Annotated in this window: 22 protein-coding genes and 1 tRNA gene; 11 read left to right on the forward strand and 12 right to left on the reverse strand. The window is 45.3% G+C overall.

All coding sequences use genetic code 11. The annotated features are described in order from the left end of the window. Positions 1-57 precede the first annotated feature (57 nt). From BK127_RS16830 to BK127_RS16845, 4 genes are all read right to left on the reverse strand, one after another. A complete protein-coding gene (locus tag BK127_RS16830) occupies positions 58-1,656 on the reverse strand; it encodes an MDR family MFS transporter (RefSeq protein ID WP_076232470.1) in 1,599 nt (532 codons plus the stop codon). Positions 1,657-1,924: 268 nt separating this feature from the next. Continuing rightward, entirely contained in the window at positions 1,925-2,359 is a 435-nt protein-coding gene (locus BK127_RS16835; RefSeq protein WP_076232250.1) for a DoxX family protein, read from the reverse strand. 24 nt (positions 2,360-2,383) lie between these two features. After that, positions 2,384-2,845, reverse strand: a complete 462-nt coding sequence (locus tag BK127_RS16840; RefSeq protein WP_076232473.1) for a DUF2269 family protein — start codon at positions 2,843-2,845, stop codon at positions 2,384-2,386. A gap of 23 nt (positions 2,846-2,868) precedes the next feature. Beyond that, on the reverse strand, positions 2,869-3,462 hold the full coding sequence (locus BK127_RS16845) for a TetR/AcrR family transcriptional regulator (RefSeq protein WP_076232252.1): 594 nt from the start codon (positions 3,460-3,462) through the stop codon (positions 2,869-2,871). A gap of 142 nt (positions 3,463-3,604) precedes the next feature. Here BK127_RS16845 and BK127_RS16850 point away from each other — a divergent pair, with 142 nt between their 5' ends. Next, positions 3,605-4,651 carry a LacI family DNA-binding transcriptional regulator gene (locus BK127_RS16850; RefSeq protein ID WP_076232255.1) on the forward strand — a complete coding sequence of 349 codons (1,047 nt, stop codon included), beginning with the start codon at positions 3,605-3,607 and terminating at the stop codon, positions 4,649-4,651. Between the two features lie 258 nt (positions 4,652-4,909). After that, the gene (locus BK127_RS16855; RefSeq protein ID WP_076232257.1) at positions 4,910-5,563 is read left to right on the forward strand and encodes a helix-turn-helix transcriptional regulator; all 654 of its coding nucleotides are present in this window, start codon (positions 4,910-4,912) and stop codon (positions 5,561-5,563) included. A 52-nt stretch (positions 5,564-5,615) separates the two neighbouring features. Here the strand turns inward: BK127_RS16855 and BK127_RS16860 are convergent, their stop codons facing one another. Beyond that, entirely contained in the window at positions 5,616-6,521 is a 906-nt protein-coding gene (locus BK127_RS16860) for an RraA family protein (RefSeq protein ID WP_076232259.1), read from the reverse strand. Positions 6,522-7,014: 493 nt separating this feature from the next. Here BK127_RS16860 and BK127_RS16865 point away from each other — a divergent pair, with 493 nt between their 5' ends. From BK127_RS16865 to BK127_RS16880, 5 genes are all read left to right on the forward strand, one after another. Further along, the gene (locus tag BK127_RS16865) at positions 7,015-7,947 is read left to right on the forward strand and encodes a carbohydrate ABC transporter permease (protein WP_076232475.1); all 933 of its coding nucleotides are present in this window, start codon (positions 7,015-7,017) and stop codon (positions 7,945-7,947) included. After that, a complete protein-coding gene (locus BK127_RS16870; protein ID WP_076232261.1) occupies positions 7,944-8,780 on the forward strand; it encodes a carbohydrate ABC transporter permease in 837 nt (278 codons plus the stop codon). Before BK127_RS16865 ends, BK127_RS16870 begins: the two co-directional genes overlap by 4 nt. Positions 8,781-8,934: 154 nt before the next feature. Then, positions 8,935-9,063, forward strand: coding sequence for a hypothetical protein (locus tag BK127_RS44815; protein ID WP_256711347.1), 129 nt, complete (start codon positions 8,935-8,937; stop codon positions 9,061-9,063). Beyond that, positions 9,050-10,363, forward strand: a complete 1,314-nt coding sequence (locus tag BK127_RS16875) for an ABC transporter substrate-binding protein (protein WP_076232263.1) — start codon at positions 9,050-9,052, stop codon at positions 10,361-10,363. The genes BK127_RS44815 and BK127_RS16875 overlap by 14 nt, the downstream gene beginning before the upstream one ends. A 113-nt stretch (positions 10,364-10,476) precedes the next feature. Continuing rightward, a complete protein-coding gene (locus BK127_RS16880; RefSeq protein WP_076232265.1) occupies positions 10,477-11,481 on the forward strand; it encodes a mannonate dehydratase in 1,005 nt (334 codons plus the stop codon). Positions 11,482-11,580: 99 nt separating this feature from the next. On the opposite strand, the gene BK127_RS16885 is transcribed toward BK127_RS16880, so the two are convergent. After that, positions 11,581-12,969: a mandelate racemase/muconate lactonizing enzyme family protein gene (locus BK127_RS16885; protein ID WP_076232267.1), complete on the reverse strand. Its 1,389-nt coding sequence runs from the start codon at positions 12,967-12,969 to the stop codon at positions 11,581-11,583. A 139-nt stretch (positions 12,970-13,108) separates the two neighbouring features. On the opposite strand from BK127_RS16885, the gene BK127_RS16890 reads away from it, so the two are divergent. Then, positions 13,109-14,119, forward strand: coding sequence for an aldose 1-epimerase (locus BK127_RS16890; protein WP_076232270.1), 1,011 nt, complete (start codon positions 13,109-13,111; stop codon positions 14,117-14,119). A 284-nt stretch (positions 14,120-14,403) separates the two neighbouring features. On the opposite strand, the gene BK127_RS16895 is transcribed toward BK127_RS16890, so the two are convergent. Next, positions 14,404-15,174 carry a MerR family transcriptional regulator gene (locus BK127_RS16895; protein ID WP_076232272.1) on the reverse strand — a complete coding sequence of 257 codons (771 nt, stop codon included), beginning with the start codon at positions 15,172-15,174 and terminating at the stop codon, positions 14,404-14,406. Between the two features lie 186 nt (positions 15,175-15,360). Between BK127_RS16895 and pdxR the strand changes: the two genes are divergently transcribed. Both pdxR and BK127_RS16905 read left to right on the forward strand, forming a co-directional pair. Next, a complete protein-coding gene (gene pdxR, locus BK127_RS16900) occupies positions 15,361-16,893 on the forward strand; it encodes a MocR-like pyridoxine biosynthesis transcription factor PdxR (RefSeq protein WP_076232274.1) in 1,533 nt (510 codons plus the stop codon). A gap of 26 nt (positions 16,894-16,919) precedes the next feature. Next, positions 16,920-18,137, forward strand: coding sequence for an aminotransferase-like domain-containing protein (locus BK127_RS16905; RefSeq protein ID WP_076232276.1), 1,218 nt, complete (start codon positions 16,920-16,922; stop codon positions 18,135-18,137). Between the two features lie 195 nt (positions 18,138-18,332). Here the strand turns inward: BK127_RS16905 and BK127_RS16910 are convergent. After that, a tRNA-Lys gene (locus tag BK127_RS16910) sits at positions 18,333-18,405 on the reverse strand. 108 nt (positions 18,406-18,513) lie between these two features. Here BK127_RS16910 and BK127_RS16915 point away from each other — a divergent pair. Continuing rightward, positions 18,514-18,696: a hypothetical protein gene (locus tag BK127_RS16915; protein WP_083689374.1), complete on the forward strand. Its 183-nt coding sequence runs from the start codon at positions 18,514-18,516 to the stop codon at positions 18,694-18,696. 75 nt (positions 18,697-18,771) lie between these two features. On the opposite strand, the gene BK127_RS16920 is transcribed toward BK127_RS16915, so the two are convergent. The 4 genes from BK127_RS16920 to BK127_RS16935 all read right to left on the reverse strand — a co-directional run bounded on the left by BK127_RS16920 (position 18,772) and on the right by BK127_RS16935 (position 24,869). Beyond that, a complete protein-coding gene (locus tag BK127_RS16920; RefSeq protein WP_076232280.1) occupies positions 18,772-20,442 on the reverse strand; it encodes an ABC transporter substrate-binding protein in 1,671 nt (556 codons plus the stop codon). 64 nt (positions 20,443-20,506) lie between these two features. Then, positions 20,507-21,403: a carbohydrate ABC transporter permease gene (locus BK127_RS16925; RefSeq protein ID WP_076232282.1), complete on the reverse strand. Its 897-nt coding sequence runs from the start codon at positions 21,401-21,403 to the stop codon at positions 20,507-20,509. 24 nt (positions 21,404-21,427) lie between these two features. Continuing rightward, on the reverse strand, positions 21,428-22,387 hold the full coding sequence (locus BK127_RS16930; RefSeq protein WP_083689375.1) for an ABC transporter permease: 960 nt from the start codon (positions 22,385-22,387) through the stop codon (positions 21,428-21,430). A gap of 163 nt (positions 22,388-22,550) precedes the next feature. After that, positions 22,551-24,869 (reverse strand): helix-turn-helix domain-containing protein, encoded by a 2,319-nt coding sequence (locus BK127_RS16935; RefSeq protein WP_076232284.1) that lies wholly within the window; start codon positions 24,867-24,869, stop codon positions 22,551-22,553. Between the last annotated feature and the right edge of the window lie 71 nt (positions 24,870-24,940).

Raw genomic sequence — 24,940 nt, forward strand, 5'->3', positions numbered from 1 at the left:
CTGCTTTACTCTTCCGCATGAAGCCACACGTTATCGTGTGGCTTGTAATCCGCATTATTACACAGCTTCTTGTGGCTCATTCTTATTGTCAGTGCCTTTACGATCCGACAGCTGTACCTTGCCTACAAACAGGCTTAGAATGGCACCCAAAATGACGAATACGAGACCAAACATAAACACAGTGTGCAAGGAATCCACCAAGGCTGTTTTTAAAATCGGTACAATCTGAGCGGTTAACGCCTGCGGCATCTGGCTGAGCGCCTCAGGATTGAGCAGCACCGAATATAGTGATTGCGGGTCCGAACTGATTTTGGCAATCATATCGCTTATCAATGTGCTGCCTTGCTGTGGAATTTGCTTCAACACCGGAACGAGATTAACAGTCAGCAGATTACTAGAATGATGGTTCATAATCGCTCCTAGTATGGTCATCCCAAATGTACCGCCAATTTGCCGGAAAAATTGACTTGAGGAGGTGACCACGCCAAGCTCTGACTTAGGAAAGCTTTCCTGCAAAGCTAATGTAAGCAGCGGCATTACCAGCCCCATGCCAAGACCTATAACCATCATAAAGCTGGAGGCCGTCAGCTTCGAGGTTGTCATGCTGAGTGTGGTTAGCAAAATAAATCCGACAGCCATAATGACCATCCCAATACCCATCTGCGTTCGTACACCGATCTTCTGAACCATCTGCCCGCCGAGAACACTCGCCGCAATCATCGTGATCATCATTGGCGTCATCACGGTACCGGACGCTGCCGGACTAATCCCGACAATTCCCTGCATGAACAACGGTACAAACATGATCGCACCGAACATGCCGACACTCATCAGAAAGCCGACCCCGTTAATGATCGTGAACGTTTTTTTGCGGAATAACGAGACAGGCAGTATGGCCTCCTTCGCTTTCGATTCGATGACAACAAAGCTAACCAAAGAAACGACCGCAAGTACAATCAATCCAATGACCTGCCAGGAAACCCAGGCAAAATTTTTCCCGCCGAACGTTAATGCCAGCAGCAAGCTTACGACACCCACAATCATCGTGGTCATACCGGCAATATCGAATTGAACCTTGTCTTTTCTTTGAAACTTGGGAAGGGCAATTGCAATCAATACAATAGCCAATACGCCAACAGGTAAATTAATATAAAACACCCAACGCCAGCTGGCAGCATCAACAATCCAGCCGCCGACCTGCGGACCAATAATGGAAGAAAGCCCAAACAAGGCACCGAATACCCCTTGCCATTTGGCACGCTGTTTGCCTGTAAAAATATCACCTATAATAATCATCGCCATCGGCATCATTATCCCGCCGCCGATGCCCTGCAAGCCACGGAACAAAATGAGCTCGGTCATATTTTGCGACAATCCGCACAGGGCGGATGCTATGATGAAAATGCTCAAGCCGGTTACATAAACAACTCTGCGCCCCATCAAATCGGCCAGCTTCCCGGCAATCGGAACAATAACCGTAGACGTCAGCATATAGGCTGTCGTCAACCATGTCATCAAACCAAGTCCACCCAAATCACCAACAATTCTTGGCATCGCGGTTCCGACAATCGTTCCATCCAATGCACCGAACAGCATGGCGATGATTAATCCCGCAACCAGCAATCCTTTCCGATTGTTCGGATCATGGGCTTCCAATGAGGAACCTTGGTCGTAAGCAGACTCCTTTTCCTTAGATGAGCTCATTGCTTTCTCCATGCTTTTCACCTCACTATCATAGGTTTAATATTATACAAGATAATATTTAAATTGTTTAAATATATAATAATGAAAACTCATTCTCTTTGCAAGAGATTTTTTTCATATGTACAACTCGCCTTCAATATTTGATTGTGAGATGTGCGGAGAATGGTCCTTATGCTGCTAAAAGCTACTTATATATAAGTTACCCAATACAAAAAGCTTTCTATCCAGCTATTAGAACTGCGACCACAAATATAATTTGCAGCAATGAACGAATCCCGAGAGGAGGTGTAGGTTTTCCATTAATGGTCAAGCCCTGACGGGCAGCCTGAATATTTGCAGGGAACATCGCTATAAGCAGGATGACCAGACAAATCGAGGTCAATTGCGAAATGCCAGGTATCAGAATTCCTGCAGCAGCAGCCAGTTCAAGCCAACCGGTAATGGTTACGATCCTACCCGGATCAGGAAGCCAGGAGGGAACCATCCGTATCAGATCGGGACGCCTTTTCCCGAAATGGGCTGAAGCTGTAAGCAGCAGCATGACGGTCACCGCGGCCTGAAGCGATGCATGCCAAGAAATAAAATATGACCAACCAAGCACCCCAAATAATCGAAATGATAATAGCGATATAATAAGCGTATATAACGGAGCCATGTTCCTCCACCTCTCTCTACCTAATTATAGGGTCCTCGTAATCATCAAATATAAAATAACGACCGGCAGTAGCGTCGACACTATGCCAAAAACAGCCCAATAGCGGGAAGCGCGACGATATCCCTCCGTAACCGCTTTTTGTTCTACGGAGTGAGCACTATGCCGAATCATGCTGCGCTGAAGCGGTATGAGCACTGCCAGCCACAAGATCCCTGAAATCGCAAACAGTATTAGTGAAACCGTAAGCCAGCTCAAACCTGACATCGGCATTCCTGAACGAACCGCCATGACTATGCCGGATACCGTAATAAGTGCGATACCTGGCAGCGTAAATACATAATCCGCCAGCATCACATTTTTGACTGCACTATGAATCACAACCGGATTATTTTGCAAGTCCGCTCGTATTTTCCAGAACGCTGCCGTCACGATATTTCCGACTAACAGAACAACTCCGATAATATGGATCACTAACCAATAGCTCATTTGCACACACAACCTCTCCATTTTTATCGCGGCTTTAACGTATCAGACAGAAAGCTGAAATAATCCTGTAAACTGAAAGTAGCAGGAGCAGAAGTTAAAGAAGAACGGATACGCAAGCCAAGTGAGATTAGCACAAACAATCCTGCTGTTTTGTCCGCATCAACCGTATTCGGAATGACACCATGCTGCTGACCAGTAATAATCCATTGTTTGGAAAAGCTGAGTGTCTGCTCGTAAAACTCTTCCAGCACTTCCGCAACCTCGGGCTGATCCTCCTTGCCAATCAAATATTTCAAAACTTTGTTCGACACATCCGCGGGATCATCCAAATGATGAAGGGTTTCTGTTATTTTCCGTAAAGGCCCCTCAAAATCCTTATCTCCACGCTCAACCTCTCCCATGAAGCTGCGATTGATCGTCTCATTTCTTTCCTTGAGCACCCATGCATAAATCTCATCTTTGCTTTTTACATAATGAAAAATAGCCCCTTTGGACAAGCCCGAATGATCCATAATATCTTTCATCGTCAAGGAATCGCAGCCCCTCTCGCGGATCAGCTCCTTGGTCGTGTCAAGCAGCTTTTGCTTCGTTTGCTGTCTTCGTTCTTCCTGTTTCAAGAAGTAACACCTCCGTAAAATGATTAGTTTAATAGTTAATTTCATTATACATACCGACCATCGGTTTGTAAATAAAAACAGTTGATATTCGGTTTACAAGTATGCAAAAATTGTATCAAAACCTATTATCGGAGTGAGCATCATGTCTCGAAGCAAAAAGGTTACTATGCAGGAAATCGCCGATAAAGTAGGCGTATCCAAGTTCGCTGTATCCAAGGCCTTGTCTGGCAAATCAGGTATAAGTGAAGCAACCCGTGAAAAGATACATAGAGTCGCTGCCGAATACGGTTATAGCAATCAAAAAAACAGCAGCCCTGATCAGCAGCCTTCCACAGATCCTGATTACAAAATAATCGGTATTCTCATCCCCAACATCAGAAGTCAGAACAAGGAATCGGCCTATTGGGGCAAAATTCTGGAAGGAATTTCAGCCAATTTGGAGAAAAGAGGCATCGGTACGATTATCATCACTGATGATTCTCCACAAAATTTTAACCTTGTTATTAAACCTGAAGGATTAAAAGGCGTAATCAGTGTGGGCCTTATTGCTCCCGAAATGCTTCTGGAACTTAGAAATTTATCGATCCCTTTCGTTCTGGTCGATCATGAGGATGAGTTGCTCGCTTCCGATAGCGTTTTTATGAACAGCTTTGATAGTTTACGAAGGTTAACCAATTATTTATTGGATACAGGCCATACCCGCATCCAGTTTGTCGGGGATATTCATTATTCGAGAAGTTTTTTTGACCGATGGTGCGGGTTTAAATCCGTGATGGATGAGAAAATGAATGATTATTCATACAACAGCAGCCTGCTTAGGATCAAGCCGTCTGTAGATGAAGACAATTACAATCGGCTTACATCCGAGCTTGTACAGCTCTCAGGGAGCACCTTCCCTACTGCTTTCGTATGTGCCAATGATCAAATTGCCCTACATGTCTTGAATGTGCTGAACGAGCTCGCCATTCAGGTGCCGGACGATTGCTCTATAACCGGCTTTGATAACAATGAAGACATCATCAAATTGTTCCCTGAATTGACAACCATCATAGCCGAGGAAGCGGCGCTTGGAGCCAAGGCCGTTGATTTATTGCTGTGGAGAATCGATAACCCTTTGATGCCGTATGAAAAAGTTTTACTGCAAAGTCAATTGATAGTCAGAGACAGCACCCGCGCTTTTCAAAAATAAGGCTTAACATACAGTAACCTAACAAATTATTTTGTTAGGTTTTATTTGCATGATGTATGCTTATTTTTTTAAAAATCTGCTTTAATTCTCTAAATTCTAATAAATTAGGTTGAAATCCCACCCTATTCATTGTACTATTATCATAAATTGGTAATGTAACCGATACCATTTTGTAAAAACAGCATGTTTTTGCTAACAACATAACAAATAACCTAACAAAAAGATTGTAATCCGGAAAACTTGGTTAGGAGTGAGTACATGTGTGAATATTCATATGTGAAAGAAAAGGAGCTTTATGATACTTTCAAATCAGCCGTAGATTCCTCTGAAGTCGAGCACGTGATAGACGTCTTTTACGAATTTTTGATCGAGAACGGTTCGAATGAAATGCTGGTTTTGTACGAAGCTACGGTTCGTTTGCTGGTCGGAATGGAAAAAAGAGTGTTAGCGGAGTTCGGGAATGATACCCGTTGCAACCAATTCGATGTAATCTCGGTGGTCACCAAGAGAAATCTCGAGGAAATTAAAGCCTATGTACTTGAATGCTTCATGGAATTACGGGGCATTATTATGCGGAAGTTTAACTACAACCATACGAGTATTATTATGAAAACGATCCAGAACATGGAGAATGAATTTCAGCACGCCACGCTTGACAGCCTTGCCCAAAAAGTGTACATGACACCCTCCTACCTCAGCTTACTATTCAAAACGAATACCGGCAAAACCTTCATCGAGCAATTAACCGACATTCGCATCGACAAAGCCAAACACCTGTTAAAGAACACACATCTAAAAAATTATGAAGTCGCTGAATCGATTGGTTATCAGGACTCCCGCTACTTCAGCCAAATATTCAAAAAAAAGGTTGGATGCTCGCCAAGTGATTATCGGGAATCAGCCATCCACTAAGCTATGGGGGCAATAGGCGGGATCTCCTGTTTTGCCCCTTTTTAATTTCATATTACAATCGAACCTGACCTGAATTTCCTTCTGTCTCTGTTCTCATAGCATCCTCCAGCTCCTGATCCCAGGTCAGATGACGGTACTCAGCCGACTCCTGTGTGCTATCCAACCATGCTGTGAAGTCATTCCAGATGGAAACTGTCCATGGCGAATCGATTTGAGCTGTTGTATAGATGTCTTCGCGCAATCGAACGAAGCCAAAAATATCGCGTACCTGCGACTTTTCTGCCTGAACGACTGTAAGCTCTGCCAGATGAGGCGGAATGAACAGCACACCTGACGGTGTTCCCAGCACCACATCACCCGGAAGACAGATCGCTTTACCAATTCGGCACGGGGTATTGATTCCTACCATTGTGACATCTGCTATCGCTGTCGGATCACTGCCACGATAAAACACGTTGACTCCTTCAATATCAACTATTTGCTGGTTATCACGGATACCACCCCAGATCACGGCACCACCCCGCTTCGTTTTGGAAGCAATCGCCGTTGACAGGTTCCCACCCACAAAGGTCCCTTGATGGACTTTATCAAACAAATCAACTACTACAATATCGTCCTCCTGCAGCGTATCGATGACCCATTGGTTGAAAAAGCCTTTTCTGTCCTCCTGCTGATGACCATAGCTCAGTAAAGTCTCATGCAGATCCGGACGTTTGGGAACTAACACAGATGTCACGGCACGTCCTACCATCACCTGATTCGGATGCACAATCTTGAGATCGCCTTCAAATTGAAAAGCATAACCGTGATTCCACAAGGTGCCCCATGCTTCCTCCAAAGTAATTTTCGCCATTCGGCGTAATACATCATTCGATACCCGGGGGCGGCCATTGGCAAATCTCTCGCCCTGCCACAGTGGTGTCAATTGAATAATGTCTTCGGGGTTATCATATTTCAAATGCAACCCTTCCTTCTCACTGAATGTATTTCCACCTCTTATGTTAAGCAAATTCACAGATTTGTCGATGTGGTTTTTTTACGCATTTTTCGTACAGTAACTATAAATTTTTCATCGAATGGGTAAATTCTTATCATATTCCCCCTAACAACTGATGATATTCCCCTATATGAAATGACTAACCGTCTGTATATTGGAATAGAAAGGAGATAGTTGTTTCCACTATTCAAGCTATTTGAATGCGTTTACATGACATCCGTTTTGTATACTCCATGATTTACATTTATGGCCTCCAACTACCGCATTGATGGTTTTACATCATGTGTATTTCCCCCTGCAGCAAGCTAAATTCACCCTGATAAGACTGATTAAAAAATCAAACAATATCATAAAATCCTCACCTGTGCATGTTAAATTCGCTTTGCTACACTGTGAAAGTACAAGAATCATAGGATAAGGAAGTGACTAAATGGGGGTTAAGGAAATATCCAGTATGAACACGATAGCAGAAGTTCCCATTCGCAAAAGTAAAAAAAACTTATTCAGCAACCACTTGGAAGGGTACATATTCATCTCTCCCTGGCTGCTCGGTTTTTTACTGCTAACCGTATGGCCGATAGGACGCTCCTTTTATTTGTCCTTCACTGAGTATTCACTCCTTGAGCAGCCCGTGTGGGCGGGACTCGACAATTACACGGAAATCTTTTTCAAAGACAATCTGTTCACCAAATCGCTCGGAGTTACTTTTACGTTCGTGTTGTTTTCACTTCCACTCAAGTTATTTTTTTCATTGATGGTAGCGCTTCTCATTAACAAAAGTCTGAAAGGAATGAATATATACCGAACGGCGATCTACTTCCCTTCGCTAATCGGAAGCAGTGTAGCGGTATCAATCCTCTGGCGCAACCTGTTCGGTCTGGACGGCTATGTTAATCAGATCCTCTCGTGGTTTGGTGTTCAAGGTAAAGCCTGGATCGCCAATCCCGATACTTCGCTTGGTACAATCATTTTACTCAATGTATGGCAGTTCGGCTCCACGATGGTTATCTTTTTGGCTGGCTTACGGCAAATACCGAAGGATTTGTATGAATCTGCATCCGTTGATGGGGCAGGCAAGATACGTCAATTCTTTCACATTACTTTGCCCATGCTCTCTCCCGTTATGTTTTTCAATCTCATCCTTGGCATCATCGGCTCCTTTCAAACGTTTACTTCTGCATTCATCATTACAGCTGGTGGACCCGCAAACTCTACGTATATGTATGCTTTTTATCTTTATGAAAAGGCTTTCAAACATTATCAAATGGGATATGCCTCGGCGCTTGCCTGGATCCTGCTCGTGATTATAGCGATCATGACCGGCTTAAACTTCCTGGCATCCAAGTATTGGGTATTCTATGAGTCGGAAGGCGGGAATGACAAATGAACAGAGTCACCAGTTTCGGCACGTTTCGCAGCCATTTGATCCTGATCCTATTTTCTTTGATCATGATTTATCCGATTTTCTGGTGGCTGGGCGCTTCGCTCAAAACGGTAACAGATATGAAATCCACATCGATCTGGCCGACCACCTTTATGTGGGAAAATTACTCCAAAGGCTGGGTATTTTCACCCAAATACAGCTTTACTACCTTTTATCTCAACACCTTGGTGATGGAATTCTGGAATGTGCTCGGTGCCGTATTGAGCAGTGCGGTCGTCGCGTTTGGTTTTGCCAGACTCAAATTCAAGCTTCGTTCCTTCTGGTTCTCGATTTTGCTGCTCACCTTGATGCTTCCCGGACAGGTTACCATCGTGCCTCAATACATCATGTTTAACAATTGGGGATTGGTAAACAGCTATATCCCGCTTATTCTCCCGCACTTTTTTGGAGGCGGCGCCTTCTTCGTATTTCTCGTCGTTCAATTTATACGCGGGATCCCAAGAGAGCTCGATGAGGCCGCCAAGATCGATGGAGCCTCGGTGTACAAAACATTTTCACATGTAATTTTTCCATTAATTAAGCCAGCATTGGTATCCGTAGCGATTTTCACTTTTATATGGAGCTGGGACGATTTTTTTGCACAGGTTTTATATTTAAGCTCGGTTGATAACTATACGGTTGGCCTGGCGCTTCGCATGTTCATTGATCAGTTTGAAATTCAATGGGGACAGCTTCTCGCGATGTCCCTGCTATCGATTATTCCATCCGTCATTTTGTTCATCTCGGCACAAAAGCATTTTGTTGAAGGCATTGCTACAACCGGCATTAAAGGATAACTGTACCCCCAGCTTGTACTGAACGATCTGGGATGTTGGCCGCACCCGGATGACAGACTGGCAGTTGTAATCTTCAGAAACCAACTGCGTGAAGCGACAATGTTGGATACGAGTCGGATAAACAGCCTGCAGGTTCATCGGCCTCACGGAAGGCATGCAATCCATTCATGAGCTAGCCATGTTATGGAAGCGTACGCTGCGCTGTGCAGGCAGATCGATTAACGGGTGGAGCCTGTACAACTATATGATCAAAGGGAGTGTTATGTATAATGAAAGCCAATAAAAAGACAAATATAATTGTAGCGGTGCTTGCTTTTTCATTGATTCTGACCGCTTGCTCCAAAACCGTTGAGACCACTGGCACCGGTACTCCGGCCAAGGATGCACCAGCTGCCGGCAAAAATGCCGACCTGCGGATCATGTGGTGGGGACCGGATGACCGCCATCAAGCGACTCTGAAAGCTCTTGAAATGTATTCCGCCAAAAATCCAAATATTAAATTCACTTCCGAATATATGGCGTTTGATGCTTTTTGGACCAAGCTACCTACACTCGCTGCCTCCAATTCCATGACCGACATCCTGCAAATGGACGGAGCTTATATTAACGAATATGCCAAAAAAGGCTTGCTCATGGATTTGTCCGATGTCGATCTGAAGGGACTTGTCGATCCAAGAATCGTCAACAACGTCAAGATTGACGGCAAATTATATGGAATTCCGCTCAGTCATAACGGTGCGGGAGTCGCCTTCAACAAAGCGGAGCTGGAGGCGGCTGGCGTGAAGCTGCCACATAAGGATTGGACATGGGATGAATATTTCACTTACATGAAGGAAGCTCATGACAAGCTGCCTAAAGGTAAATATCCGTTTACCGATAATACAAGCGTATGGGATTGGTATCAGTTCTATCAGACGTCCAATGGCAAAGGACCGATCATGCAGGATGGAACCAAATTTAATCTGGATAAAGATCTCTGGTTCAAATTTCAACAAATGCATGAGCAATGGCGTGCTGACGGAACCCTTCCATCTGCAGAAGCCACCACGGCCTTTAAAGAAAATGATCCCAAAGCTGATGCGATGGTATCCGGTGTCATGGCAAGAGGTGTTACTGTCGGTTCTGTTGGCGTCATGGAGACACTCAACCCGGGTAAAATTTCGGTAGTAAACAATCCTGTAGGTCCAGCTGGAGGCGGATGGGCACAAGCCACAATCTTCTTCAGTTTAAGCAAATCCACCAAATATGCGGCTGAAGGCAAGAAATTTATTCAATGGTTTATCTCCGATCAGGAAGTAGGCAAAACACTCGGTTTGACTCGTGGCGTTCCGATCAACGATGCGATTTACAAAACCTTGGAGCCTACCTTGAGCAAAAAAGATTTGATGGGTAAGGATCTGTTAGGTAATGCACTGGATAAGGCGCTTCCGTTCTATCCAGCTCCTCAAGGCTGGTCCGATTTCACAAGCTTGTATAAATCGGAAATGGAAGCGGTCATGTTCAAAAAACAAACGATTGAACAAGCTTATGACAAAATCGTAGCCAAAGGCAAGGAAACCGAAGCGAAGCTGAACAAAAAGTAAACCGTCCAGTGTATCCTTGTGCCGTCCTGCTTCTTACAAAAGAACAGGGCGGTGTATTGTGGGACCATGCAGAACAAAGCACAGGTTTTCATTATAAGGAGGTCAGTCTATTCATGCTTCAATTAGCTGAATTTTTCCCCGGATATCCAAGCAGGCTTTGGCATCTTGCCAAGCAGATGGGTGTTAATTATGCGGTTGGTCCTCTACCCAAGGAAGATCACGGTATGAAACCATGGGATTATATGAATTTGGTGCAAATGAAACAAAGATTCGCTGATTTTGGACTCAATCTTCAAGTCATTGAATCGGCGCCCGAGACGAATCGCATCAAGCTTGGCCTGCCAGGACGAGATGAAGAGATTGATATCATGTGCCAGTTCATCACGAATATGGGGGCTGCTGGCATCTCTGTGCTCTGCTATAACTTTATGGCTCAATTCAATTGGTTTCGCACCTCAACCACGATCCGTACCCGTGGAGGTGCGCTGGTCTCCGGCTACGATCATGCCTTATTAGCCAATGCGCCTTTGACCGAAGCCGGTATCGTAAGTGAGGATCAATTATGGGAACATTTGAAATACTATCTGGAACGTATTGTACCTGTCGCGGAAAAAGCAAAGGTCAGGCTGGCTCTGCATCCCGATGACCCGCCGATATCTCCGATTCGTGGGGTGTCACGAATTCTGCGAAGCTCGGATGCGCTGCAGCAAGCTATTGATCTGGTGCCGAGCGAATACAGCGGTATTACGTTATGCCAAGGAACACTAGCGACAGCAGGTGAGGATATACCGACTGTGATTCGCAAGTTTGCTGCGCAGGACAAAATCTTTTTCGTCCATTTCCGTGATGTTCGCGGAACGCCAGAGAAGTTCGAGGAAACGTTTCATGATGACGGTAAAACGGATATGCTCGAAGCTATGAAGACCTATTACGAGGTTGGTTTTCAAGGTCCGGCTAGACCTGACCACGTCCCGACGATGGAGGGCGAGAATAATGATAATCCGGGCTATGAATTACTTGGTCGCTTGTACGGAGTTGGTTATATAAGAGGATTAATGGAGGCTGCAGCTGCGGGAGAGCGCGAACGGCAAATTCAGCTAGCCGAATTAAAGGTATAACTCAGGCCTCTATGAGGTGCGATTCATACAAAAAGACAGGATTCGAAATTGCGAATGACGGCTACGCCGATGGTTCGCTTTTCTGAATCCTGTCTTTATTTAGCTCCAGAGACGATCGTTGGACCACGAATGGTTCCATTCGTCCGTCGATTCCCACAAGCCCGGTATATTCGCATGCAAATGCTCGGCAATTACCTCGTCATTTAAGGAATCGATACCAAGTCCCGGCGCATCCGGTACGGTTATAAAGCCATTTTGTATTAACGGTTTGGCCAGTGAACGCCCAATCACAATATCGTCCCACCAGGATATGTGATCGGAATGAAATTCAAGCGCAAGGAAATTTTCCGTAGCTGCTGCACAATGAACGGCAGCCAAGCATGCAATCGGGCTTTCAGCCATATGAATGGCCATTGCAACAGCGTAATCCTGCGCCATGTCGCCGATTTTTTTCGTTTCCAGTATACCGCCAGAAGTCAGAAGATCCGGATGTATCACCGCAACTCCACCGGATTCCAGCAGCGGTTTAAAATTTTCCTTCAAATAGATATCCTCCCCGGTACAAATCGGTGTCGTGACCGATCTCGCCAGTCTGGCATATAAATCCGTGTACTGCCATGGAATCATATCCTCCATCCAGGCCAAATTATATTTATCGATCCGGCGTCCCAGTTTGATGCAGTCCTCCACGCCGATATGACCAAAGTGGTCAATCGCAAGCGGTACCTCATAGCCGATGACTGAACGTACGTCGCTCACATACTGCTCCAGCATATCGAGCCCTTTTTCAGTTACATGGATGCCGGTAAAAGGATGCGCAACATTGTAGGCGTCATACATGCGGTTGCGGGCATGGATGATTTCCATTTCCGTCATTTCGATATTTTTCCGATTTGCCCATACGTCCGACAGCTTTTTCATATCTTCAAAGAAGCCCAAAGGTGCGCTTAAGGTGCCCGGCTCCTGGATAATTTGATTAATGCCCAGATCCATTTTCAAAAACGTATAGCCTTTTTCCATCCGTGATTTCAGCGCTTGCCCCATTGTCAGTCCGGTATCTCTGCCTTGCACATCGGTGTCACAATACATTCGGATTTTATCGCGGAACTTGCCTCCCAGCATTTGATAAATCGGGATACCGTACGCTTTTCCTGCCAAATCCCAAAGTGCGATTTCGATACCGCTCACCCCTCCGCCTTGACGGGAATGGCCTCCGAATTGCTTGATACGACGAAACAGCTTGTCAATCTGGCATGGATTTTCTCCAAGCAAACGGGATTTTAATAGTAACGCATAGTTCTTGTCCGCCGCATCCCTCACTTCGCCAAAACCGATTAATCCTTGATTGGTATATACCTGAATTAAACTGCAGTGCATCGGGGAACCCTCAATATCGGCAAATCGAATATCGGTGATTTTTAATTCGGAAGGAATCGAATACGTATTCACATAAGCGGTTGTGCTGTCATAGGTTTCTTTGGTTAGCATGGTTATCAGCTCCTTTCCCTCATTATATAAAGGGTTCTGACCAATTGGCATGCTGTAAAATTATCATTTTGTTTGTTTTTTTAGATCTTTTTCTTATAATGGGTATAGGCTATTATTCTTATCATTTCAGGAGGAAAATATGAACAATCAAGCACAGGCTCATGAAGGCATGTATCAAGAAGAACCGGCTGTATGGCTGCGTGCAGCGAATTATGAAGCTGCTGTTTTGCCGGGTGTGGGCGCCAATCTGATTGCCTTTCGCGATACAGCCAACCAGTACCGCTTCCTGCACGAACCGGAGCAGAATGAGATGGAAGCCTTCAAAGCCAATCCGATCATTCATGGCATCCCTGTACTGTTTCCACCGAATCGTTATGAAGACGGCGACTTTCATTGGAATGGCAGCGTGTATCGTTTTCCTGTCAATGAACCAAAGACTGGCAATCATCTTCACGGCTTTGTTCATAATATTCCATGGAAGGTGGATGGTTTTGGAGCTGATGAAGCACAGAGCTGGGTAACCTTAAGCTTGACGGTAACAGAGGGGCATTCTGTATATACATATATCCCGCATGCGTTTACGATTCAGCTTCGTTATTCCTTAAGCAGCGATGGTTTATCGCAGCATGTGCTGATTCGGAATGACGGCGACACGCCGATGCCTCGTCTGCTTGCCTTTCATACCTCAATCAATGCACCATTCGCTTCGGACAGCTCGGCATCCGATTATCGCTTCAATATGACGATTGGCGAACGCTGGGAGCTGGATCAACGGATGCTGCCGACAGGTCAGTTTCAAGCGCTTACAGCAGATGAGGATAACATGAAGGCTGGTGGGTTGTCCCCATTCTTTGAATCGATGGATAATCATTATACAGCTGTTCCACAAAATGGAAGAAATCGAATGGAGCTTACCGATACGCGCAATAAGCTGACTCTGGTCTATGATGTCGGCACCAGCTACAAGCAATGGATGATCTGGAACAACGGAGCGACGGAAGGTTTCTTTTGTCCAGAGCCGCAAATCAATCTGGTGAACGCACCGAATATCAAGCAGGAGCTCGACCCCGAACTGATCGGATTGTTCGGTCTGGAGCCGGGTGAGATCTGGGAAGAAACCAGCAGACTGTATGTAAAAAAAGCTGAATAGTTGAAGAAATGGAAGCCTCCAGATCGACTTTACTCGTCGATCTGGAGGCTTCCTCGTTCATATTTGAGACTAGCTATTAATACTTAGTCTTATTTAAAAGTTCGGTGAATAACGAGCGGAGCGGCCAAATGGTCCTGTAGAAGCGTCAGCGCTCGCCTTTGTTTCCGTGTTTTTACCGCTAAATATTTTATAAAATTTAAAAAATACGGAAACAACAGCGATCGGAAGGATATTTGGCCGCGCAGCGAGACTTATTCACCGCACTTTTAAGGCCCATTAGCTACTCAATTCCCAGCTGCAAGTCTGTCGCAATAAATATGCATCGCCTCTCTGAGAAATGCAGCCAAGCCAGGTCCGTGCTTATCAATATTGGCGGTGAAACGTCGATCCATTACGTACAAATCACCTAGTCCACGAAAAATTTCCGGTGTACAGTCATAATAGTAATTCGTAATATGCTGTCTTAAATCACCCACGGCCACCTGCACCTCGGGATCATCCGTACCGCGATGCATAGCTGCAGCGATCCGGGTATGGATCTTGTCGTTCTTCTCTGTGATGTTCGCCCAATCCTCTTTCGTATAGCTATCTGTCCGCTTCTCAACCGCTTCAACTGCTTCATGACCATATCTTTGTCTCGCCTCAGCTGCATACTTCTTTTTGTGCTGCTCGATAGCACTTTGGTCAAAGCCCTCGAACTTATCTTTGTTACTCATCTCCATGCCTCCTTGTGCCGATTGTATACTTTGATTCACCGTATCGATGATGCGCTCCAACCGCTTCTTTTTTTCCAGCAACAGCTCCTTATGAGCTAACAATGCCTGGGTACGATCGAATCCAGGATCATCCAGTATGACCTTGATTTCCTGCAGCGAAAAACCGATTTCCCGGAAAAACAAGATCTGTTGAAGCCTTTCCAGCTCTCTATCCGTGTACAACCGATAACCTGCCTGATTGATGGACCCGGGTGCAAGCAAGCCGATTTCATCATAATGATGCAGAGTCCGTACACTGATATTCACAAGCTCTGCAACTTCCTTTACCCTGTAAGCCATACCCTCGCTTCACCTCCTGAGATGATCATAAGCTATCACGTTACGTTAGGGTCAATAGTAAAAATTGGCTGGTCTATATACGTGCCAATTGGTTGTTTTCATCTGTTCATTTCGTGGTAAAATAAAAAAATACACGTGATTATTGATCCTATCACCAACCAATTGATCACCATTGGAGTGCTATCTATGAATATTATTATTTCACGAGAGCTTTCCATACCGATTTATATGCAAATTACGCAGCAAATACGTGAAGCTATATTCAATGGTGAGCTGCCAGCCGGCTACCGTCTCCTACCCGAGCGAAAGCTGGCCGAGCAATTAGGAGTGAATCGCAGTACCGTATTAAACGCATACGTTGAATTGAAGTCCGAAGGTTTGATCGAATCCTTTGTTGGCAAAGGAACCGTCGTACTTCCATTGAACTCTGCGGATGCACCTGCTGCCTCCACCCAGCTTCCCGGCTATAGTACGCCTCCATGGCGGCAGTTATTCAGTGAACGATCGTTCTCAGCAGGTGACCCGTTAATTCGTGATCTGCTGTCTCTTTCCAAGCGCAATGACTCCATTTCCTTCAGTGTTGCGCTGCCAGACCCTGGGCCTAAACTGACGGTCAAGCTCAGAGAGCAGCTGCAATTGCTCATGCAGGAGAAAAGCGATTCGTTATGGAAGCATACCGCTACGGAAGGTATTCATTCACTACGTGAGGCGATATGTATGTGGATGGAGAAGCGTGGGATTCATGCCGCTGCCGAGGAAGTGCTCATACTGTCCGGCTCTCAGCAAGGTATTGATTTGCTTACCCGAGTATTCATCGATCCGGGTGATATCATATTTGTTGAAGAACCCAGTTATTTCAGCGCTATGCAATCGTTTCGTTCAGCCGGAGCAAGATTAATGGGAATACCTGCAGATACCGACGGACAGATGAGACTTGATATTCTGGAGTCCATGTTAGCCAAGTATCATCCGAAGCTGATCTATGTCCTGCCTACCTTCCAGAATCCATCGGGTTTGGTGATGAATCAGGATGTCAGGGAACGTCTGCTTGAGCTGGCTTATCGCTACAAGACGATCATCGTCGAGGATGACCCTTATTGTGATCTGCGTTATTCCGGCCATCATGTTCCACCTATCCATGCCATGGACCGCCATGATCATGTCATCTATCTCAGTACCTTTTCCAAGCTTATAGGCTCTGGATTACGTATGGGGTGGCTAAGTGCTCCCAAGTCTGTCATTCGTCAACTGGCTATTGCCAAGCAAATGGCTGATCTGCATACGAGCACACTCTCACAGTTTCTGATGGAGAGAATGATTCGCAGCGGGCTGCTGGAGGAGCATCTGAACGATATGCGAAATCGTTATCATCGGCGTAAGCAGCTTATGGTCGCAGCACTTCATAAATATGAGGTACCAGGTATGACTTGGCAGGAGCCTGAAGGCGGCGTATTCATCTGGTGCCGGATGCCAGCCGGACTGAATGCCAATGAGTTGATGCTTCGTGCAGCCGATCGTGGTGTCGATTATTTGCCAGGCAACCCGTTCTTTGCCCAAGTGCCGCAGACGGCCTATGTTCGCCTTAACTTTTCATGTGCCGAGGAGGACTCCATCGATGAAGGCATTCGCCGATTTGTCTTAGCCGTGCACGACACGATGGATGCTCGTCGATACCATCAAACAGGCAACCGAACAGAAGGATTAGATCCTATTATTTAACACCTATTCCAAGGAGGATGGACCCCATGGCCTTTTCAAGATTCGCTAAACGTATGGACCAATTAAAAGCATCAGAAATCAGAGAGATATTAAAGCTGACAGAAAGACCTGAGGTCATTTCGTTTGCCGGAGGCCTTCCAGATCCTGAGTTATTTCCTATTAGAGAGCTGCAGCTGATCGCCGTAAAAGTACTAGAGGAGAACGGTAAAGAAGCGCTGCAATATGCGACCACTGAAGGCTATCGACCTTTACGGGACAAAATTGCACTTCGGATGAACCGCACACTGGGTACGGCTTGGACGGCTGACAATATTCTCATTACGAGCGGCTCCCAGCAAGGAATCGATCTGGCAGGAAAAGCTTTCCTCGACGAAGGCGATGTCATTTTCTGTGAAAGCCCCTCTTACCTTGGAGCTATTCAGGCCTTTCGTGCTTATGGTCCTGAATTCGTCGAGGTTCCTACTGATCACGAAGGCATGGATATCGCTCAATTAAGGGAGCTTCTGCAGACTACACAGCGGGCCAAGCTTATTTATGTCATTCCGGATTTTCAAAATCCGACCGGACGGTCCTGGACACTAGCCAGAAGACAAGAACTCATCAAGCTTGCCAATGAATTCGATCTGGTTATTATTGAGGATAATCCATATGGTGAGCTGCGTTTTGAGGGCGAACCTATCCCTTCCCTGCAATCATTGGATACCGAAGGTCGTGTTCTTCACTTGGGAACCTTCTCCAAAACCTTCTGCCCGGGCCTGCGCATGGGCTGGACAGCAGCTGATTCCGCTATTATACCCAAATTAGTGCTGCTGAAGCAGGGAGCCGACCTTCAAGCGTCAACGATTAGCCAACGGCAGCTCGATGCCTATCTGGAAACGTACGATCTGGGTGAACAAATCGTCAAAATCGTAGAGGTTTACCGCAAGCGTCGTGACACGATGATGGAAGCACTTCGTCGTGAAATGCCTGCCGATGTCCGTTTCAATATTCCTTCCGGTGGCTTATTCACCTGGCTGGAGCTGGCACCTGAGCTTAACGCTCGTGACTTGCTCGTACGCTGCCTGGATCACAATGTTGCATTCGTACCTGGCGGCAGCTTCTACCCGAATGGTGGCCATGAGAATACGCTGCGCCTCAATTATTCCAACATGACGGAGGAACGGATCATCAAGGGAATAGCAAGGCTTGGCAAAGTGCTGCGGGAATACACGGCAGAATTACAGGCAAGTCCTTTATCCATTTAACAACGGTCTGCTGGGGGCCAGTCTCAGATTTTACTTTGAGACTAAGCCCCATAGCAGAACCCTATATAATCTAAAAAGCAACATAGTATTACGATAAAAAATAACCCTCCATCTCACATTAAAGTGATGACAGAGGGTTATTTTCTCGCACTATGAAACTGCTGGATCAGCAGTTTATATGTAATTATAAAAGTATAGGCCCGGTGGGACTCGAACCCACGACCAGATGATTAAGAGTCAACTGCTCTACCAACTGAGCTACGGACCTGCAACGCTCACTTATAATAGCATATAGATTTATAAATTGCAAATCATATTTACAATTATTTAAAAAAAGCTTTTTTGTTTAATAATAACTATGAGGGAGGTGTTCAGCATGAATGCAGAAATCAATCCGAACCAACCACCAGAGATTAATCCGAAACCCATTCCGGATATAACACCGAAAACTCCACCCGAAATTAAACCGGATTTGATCCCGGAGATACCATCAACACCACAGCCAGCTCCTGAAATCAGTCCCAAAGTCATCCCGGAAATACCCGAGAAGCAGCAATAGGAATTTGCAAAGGCAGTCCCTTGGTCAGATGAATGACCTGAGGGACTGCCTCTTTTTCACAAAATTATCGAAACCTTACTTCTTAGTTTTCTTTGCATCATAGGCAGCCTGATAAATTTCCAGGTACCGCTTCAACTTCATATTATCCAGATTTTTCAGGTAACCGTCCCAGTCTTTATCCAATTTGGCATCTCCGATAATGAATCGCGCGATCATTTCTTTGACATGATCATTGATGGTCTTATCCAAATCAGCTAGCTCTGTTGCCTGCTCATTGGTAAAGAAAAGCTGTGGAAGAACGGTATCATCTTTTTGCTTATAAGGTTCATACTTGGTTTTCGTTTCATTGTATAGAATAGATTCCTGCGGGAGTTTCGGGTCAGGGACCAGGCCCAAACGGAAATCATTCGTACGCAAAGATGGACCGGTTTGCGACCATTTCACATTTTGTACCGTCGACAGCTTCACATCCGTATACTTCCAAATAGCCGGTTTCCCGTTGATTCCAACCTCTCCCGGATCCGCTAATTTCCATTCAACATTCGGGCGACCTTCCGTATTACGCAGTGTCATTTCCTGATCGTACATCAAGTCCGCCCAGCGGAAAGCAGCTTCGGGATTTTTACTTGCTTTGGTTATAACTAGTCTACCTTGGTTCACACTGTTGTTTAATGGAGCTACCTGAACACCTTTTGGCCCTTTTAACGCTGGAACGGCAACATAGTCCAACCATCTTCCCACATTACCCTTACTTGAATCGGTAAATATACCATCATGCTGGGCTACAGCCGCCCCTAATATGACGGTTCCCGGATTCTCGCCCATTTGCTTCGCTTGATCTCGGTCCTGGGTGAACGATTGCGGAGCAATCAGTCCCTCTGCATACAGCTTGTGCAGGTACTCCAAGCCGTCTTTAAATTCCGGTTTGTCAAATGCTACTGTGACTTTTCCATTATTGATAAACAACCGTTTTTCACTACCGTTAATGATACTTGGGTTAAGGATGAAAGCATTCATAATAAAAGAATCAATATTAACATTCGGACCTACAGCCGCACCTGCCAGCGGAATTTCATCTGCTTTTCCGTTCCCGTTCGGGTCCTGGGTTTTGAACGCCTTAAGCACATTGTAGAATTCGTCCGTCGTAGTCGGTACCTGCAACCCTAATTTGTCCAGCCACGGCTTGTAAATCCACGTTTTTTGTGACATGGAGCAGTGGAAACATTCATTCACCTGCGGCAGTCCAAAGATTTTACCGCCCGGCGCCGTAATAGCTTCTTTCACATAAGGAAGCTTCTCGAACATTTTCTTCGTTTCTGTACCATATTGATCGATATATTTGGTCAAATCAAGAAATTCCCCAGTATTTCCGTATATCAACTGCTGTGTGGGGCTAATATCAAAGCCCATGATCACATCAGGCAAATCTCCGCTGCCCAGCACCAAATTCAACTTTTCTATCGCTGACTTCTCAGGTGCTATATCCCATTCGATATGAATGTTGGTTTTCTCTTCGAGAAACTTCGTATATTCATTGGTTGCAAAATCCTCAACGAACGAACTGCCTTTAACCAGCACCTTAAGTGTTGTTTTTTCTTTCATGATCGGGAATTGTCCTGCCGGATTTATTTTCGCTGCAGTTGCCGCATTGTCTTGTTGGGGCCCTGCTGCCTTATCTGTGCATCCGCTCAACACAGCAACCGCTGCGATTGCCAAGCTCAAACTGCCTATCCATAACTTTTTCATTGTAGTACCTCCCTTTTTTGTATGAACCCAAACCCCTTTATTCTATTCCAGTTAGGCTATCAACCTACCCCTTAAGTGATCCAATCATGACCCCTTTTACGAAATGCTTTTGCACAAAGGGATAAGCGATCATCAGAGGCAGTGAAGATACGACAATCAGCGAATATTTGAGCAAGGTTCGCAAGCCTTCGCGGTTTGCTTCGTCGGCCAAATTGGACATCATACTTGCATCGACTTCATTTTGCACGAGGATTTCCCTGAGCACGAGCTGCAGCGGAAACAACGCAGGCGACTTCAAATAAATCAACGCATTAAAATATTGATTCCAATAGCCAACAGCCGAATACAGGGTGATAACCGCTATAATTGGTCCAGATAACGGAATAACAATTTTCCAGACAAATTTAAAATCATTACAGCCATCCAACTGCGCGGCTTCCAGCACTTCATCAGGAATCGTTGTCCTGAAGTAAGTACGGGCAATAATCACATTAAATACGCCCATAGCTGTAGGTAAAATCATCGCCCACATCGTATTCAACATATTCAGGTCCTTAACGAGCAGGTAGTTTGGAATCAAGCCACCGCTAAACATCGTCGTGAATACGAGCAGCAGCATGATCACATTTTTCCCATACAAATCCCGTCTGGCTAACGGGTACGCTGCCATAATCGTCAAGGATACATTAATCAAGGTTCCTACTACTGTATAAATGACAGAATTACGAAATGAGCTCCAGATCAGCTTGTGCTTGAATACGGCTGCATAGCCATCCAAGGTCGGATCTACCGGCCATAACCATACTTTTCCGGCAATTACGGCACCTGGACTGCTAAAGGATGCGCTTACAATGAATACTAACGGGTATAAAACCGTAATTAAAAACAGCGATAGAATGACATAATTGCCGATGTTAAACCATCGATCCGTATTCGTTTCCCTGATATTCGTAGTTTCCACAGTTGTTACCTCCTCTCGCTGCCCTTACCATAGGCTTTCCTGCTTGGCTTTCTTGGCAATTTGGTTGACCGTGATGAGTAGAACGAGACCGATGACAGACTTGAACAGGTTGATCGCCGTGGAATACGAATAATTCATAGCTTGCGAGGCAAGCCCCACCTTATACACGTAAGTATCGATAACCTCGGAGGTCCGTGCATTCAGCGCATTTTGCATCAACAGCACCTTTTCAAAGCCCAAATCCAGAATATGCCCTGTGTTCAAAATGAGCAAAATGATCATCACCGGAAGAATGCTGGGCAGATCAATATGCAGCATCCGTTTGAATTTGTTAGCCCCATCCATAACCGCCGCTTCATGCAGCGAAGGATCTACACCTGACAAGGCCGCCAAATAAATGATGCAGGAGAAACCAACATTTTGCCATAGACCAGACCATACATAGATCGAACTGAAGTATTCGGGTTTGGCAATAAAATGGACCGATTCAAAGCCAAGCGTTCGCAGCATCACATTCACGAGTCCATTTCGGGGATCGAGCAGCTCCAGAATAATTCCTACCATAACCACGATTGAAATAAAATGAGGTGCATAAGTGATCATTTGGACCGATTTTTTGAAAAACTGATTCTTCACATAATTAAGCGACAAGGCCAGAATGATCGGAAAAGGGATTCCCGCAATCAGGCTGTACAAGCTAATAATTAATGTGTTGGTCATGAGCTTGCCAAATTCATACGAATTGAAGAACCGGATGAAGTGCTTGAAGCCCACCCATTCACTACCATTAATTCCTTTGAAAGCTGTGTAATCCTTAAATGCAATCGTCGCTCCGTACATCGGATAATACCTGAATACCAAAATGTAAATCAACGGAAGCGCCAGTAGTACATACAATTGCCAGCATTTCTGTATGCGCCTCCGAGCGGACAGTGGCTCTATCTTCGCTTGTGCTCTCGTCTTGGTAGCGGCTGCCACTTTCATGATCGTTGTTCCCCCTTTCATTATTCGTAATTCCAACATAAGGCTCAGGAGAACAAATGTATATCCGAAAACGCTTTCTTTTTGTGCGATAGTTAAGAATAGCAATGTGCATTGCTATTCCTGGTGTGCAATATTTTAGAAAACGCTTGTATAACCCCGTATTTTAGCCGGTTTGCGATTTCTTATAAGCGGTAGCGCTGACACCATGAAGGCGTTTGAATGCCCTGCAAAATGTATTGGACGAGCTGTATCCGACATTCGCAGCAATATCGTTAATGGTCAATCTGGATTCAAGCAGCAACGTCTTGGCATGATCCATTCGCACGCTCTCCAGGTAATCGGAAAAATTGATACCGGTTTGCTCTTTAAAAAACTGTGATAAATATACCTTGGAAATCGGTATTCGATCCGCAACTACATCCAGACTCAGATCATCCTGCATATAGTCCTTGTTCAGGATCGTGATAATATGATCGACCAGCTGTATATTTTGGCTTTTCTTATGCGCATTCACGCTATCGCAGATCCACTCATAGGTGGATATAACAGAGGCATAATTGTTCTTCATATGCTCGTAAGAAGGCGTTTCGCTGCTCAATGGCTTCATCTGATGAAAAACCTGTTCCTGAGCCAGCTCCATTTGCGGCAGAAGCTTCACGATGCTCCCCCAGACTTCATATAGAAAGAGCTGCATGACCGAAAAGGAAAGACGCCGGATTTCAAAATTTTCTCGATACAAATCCTCCAGTATACGCTTGACCTCCACCCTGTCACCGGCCTTGGCCAAATTCATTAACCGGCCCTCCAAATCGGATGGAAAATAATAATTGTTGCGATCATCCGGCAATTCGTCGAACCATAAAATCCCTTCGCGATTTTGCCATAGTTGAAAACTGAGTGCTTGCCTTGCTTGCTCGTACGATCTGGATACGCCTGTAAGGCTGTCATGAATCGCCCCAATCCCATAGATGGGGACATATTTCAACAGATCACCAACCGCTTCATCCGCTTCCAGAAGATTGCTCTCAATATGCGCCTTAACCCGCAGCGACTGGGATTGATTGCAGCAAAACAGCACAGCAAGCTGGTCCTCAGCGACATCATAGACAAAACCGTTATGCTCCATCGTCTTGCGCAGCATTTCTTTGGTCAAAACACGCTTCATATCCAGCTCTTCCAGAAGATCTCCGCTGTAGCCGTTGTCCAGCCCCCGCAAATGCAGGATGGCAACTACATAGCTCATCCCCGTTACATCCATTCCTACATGCTTCAGAAGCGCATTCGCATCATGTACCGACAGAAACTCCCCGTTCAACAGTCTTTGAAAATACGCCGCGCGAAGCAGTGGGGCCTGCTGCTCGATTTCCGATTTCAGCCTGTGATTATTGTTGATCAAGCCCGATACCGTTTCTCCGATCAAGCCATAGGCATCCCTATGCTGGGGACTGACGTCCGCCTTTTCCATGATCATATTGACAATATTACGAAGCGGCTTACTGTTCCGATACGCCAGCAAATAAGCGATAATGACCCCGATGACTAGAAACAGAAACGTCAGGGATAACGTAATTTTCTGAATATAACGAACCTTCTCCAGCACCATATGCGTGGGCTGCCCCACCAGATACGTCCATCCATTTGAGGCTGATTTCACGTAAGTGATCATCATCGGTTTCTTGTCTATCGTTTGCTCTACGACGCCCCGAGAGCCTGACAGTTTGGCGATATCGACTGGGAGTGGAACGGCATCCGCAGACAATGAGCTGATTAATTGCCCCTGATCGTCGACTATATAAGCCCAACCGTCACCGGAGATATCCAGTCCGTGGAACAGCTTTTGCAGCTCCCTGTTATCGATCATCACAGCGATTGCACCCTGCGGGTTTCCCGGATAGCCCAGCGATTGGATGTACGTCAGCATCGTATAGGGGGTATTGTTCACCATAACCTCCTGGGAAGGAATATATTTACGTGTAAAATATTGATCGAACATCAGCTTGTTCCAGTTTGTGTAATCAAGTCGGCTGTACTTTGCTATATTCTCATAAAATTCCTTGATCGAATAGCTTGAGCCCGGGGTCAGTACAAGACCACTGTTTTTAAACAGAACGTAGTAATTAAAAATAAAATTGTTGGACAGCTTATAGTTATACAAGCTTTTGTTGGTATCCAGAACACGATAAGTATTGGTTCCCTCAAACGGATCGATCACCGGCTGAAATTGGATGATGCGAGTATCTACCGACAACTGTTGGGCGATGGAGGAAATTTCCTCTAGTCTTCGCTCCAGTATATCCTTGCTCTGCTCAAGCACATTCATATGATTGGCAGTAACTTCCTTTTCCATCGTTTCAATCGTCTTTTGATAGATGATCCAGCCGACGATCATAGGCAATATTAAAAAGAGAATATACGGAATAAGCAAGCGTATAAATACACGATGTCTGCCCTTTCCATCAATCAGCCATTGTCCTTTAAGCATGGTAGACCGATCCTCCTTCTCCCAAACTGACTTTGCAACCGATTACATACACTATTAAGTTAACCACATTA

The sequence above is a fragment of the Paenibacillus sp. FSL H7-0331 genome (assembly GCF_001956045.1).

Bases quoted from the DNA above. Each gene is read 5' to 3' on its own strand.
- BK127_RS44815 (WP_256711347.1), top strand. From the start codon at position 8,935: ATGCAATCCATTCATGAGCTAGCCATGTTATGGAAGCGTACGCTGCGC.
- BK127_RS16880 (WP_076232265.1), top strand. From the start codon at position 10,477: ATGCTTCAATTAGCTGAATTTTTCCCCGGATATCCAAGCAGGCTTTGG.
- pdxR (WP_076232274.1), top strand. From the start codon at position 15,361: ATGAATATTATTATTTCACGAGAGCTTTCCATACCGATTTATATGCAA.
- BK127_RS16935 (WP_076232284.1), bottom strand. From the start codon at position 24,869: ATGCTTAAAGGACAATGGCTGATTGATGGAAAGGGCAGACATCGTGTA.
- BK127_RS16905 (WP_076232276.1), top strand. From the start codon at position 16,920: ATGGCCTTTTCAAGATTCGCTAAACGTATGGACCAATTAAAAGCATCA.
- BK127_RS16865 (WP_076232475.1), top strand. From the start codon at position 7,015: ATGAACACGATAGCAGAAGTTCCCATTCGCAAAAGTAAAAAAAACTTA.
- BK127_RS16855 (WP_076232257.1), top strand. From the start codon at position 4,910: ATGTGTGAATATTCATATGTGAAAGAAAAGGAGCTTTATGATACTTTC.
- BK127_RS16885 (WP_076232267.1), bottom strand. From the start codon at position 12,969: ATGCTAACCAAAGAAACCTATGACAGCACAACCGCTTATGTGAATACG.
- BK127_RS16875 (WP_076232263.1), top strand. From the start codon at position 9,050: ATGAAAGCCAATAAAAAGACAAATATAATTGTAGCGGTGCTTGCTTTT.
- BK127_RS16915 (WP_083689374.1), top strand. From the start codon at position 18,514: ATGAATGCAGAAATCAATCCGAACCAACCACCAGAGATTAATCCGAAA.
- BK127_RS16840 (WP_076232473.1), bottom strand. From the start codon at position 2,845: ATGAGCTATTGGTTAGTGATCCATATTATCGGAGTTGTTCTGTTAGTC.
- BK127_RS16835 (WP_076232250.1), bottom strand. From the start codon at position 2,359: ATGGCTCCGTTATATACGCTTATTATATCGCTATTATCATTTCGATTA.
- BK127_RS16890 (WP_076232270.1), top strand. From the start codon at position 13,109: ATGAACAATCAAGCACAGGCTCATGAAGGCATGTATCAAGAAGAACCG.
- BK127_RS16850 (WP_076232255.1), top strand. From the start codon at position 3,605: ATGTCTCGAAGCAAAAAGGTTACTATGCAGGAAATCGCCGATAAAGTA.
- BK127_RS16920 (WP_076232280.1), bottom strand. From the start codon at position 20,442: ATGAAAAAGTTATGGATAGGCAGTTTGAGCTTGGCAATCGCAGCGGTT.
- BK127_RS16895 (WP_076232272.1), bottom strand. From the start codon at position 15,174: ATGGCTTACAGGGTAAAGGAAGTTGCAGAGCTTGTGAATATCAGTGTA.
- BK127_RS16930 (WP_083689375.1), bottom strand. From the start codon at position 22,387: ATGAAAGTGGCAGCCGCTACCAAGACGAGAGCACAAGCGAAGATAGAG.
- BK127_RS16870 (WP_076232261.1), top strand. From the start codon at position 7,944: ATGAACAGAGTCACCAGTTTCGGCACGTTTCGCAGCCATTTGATCCTG.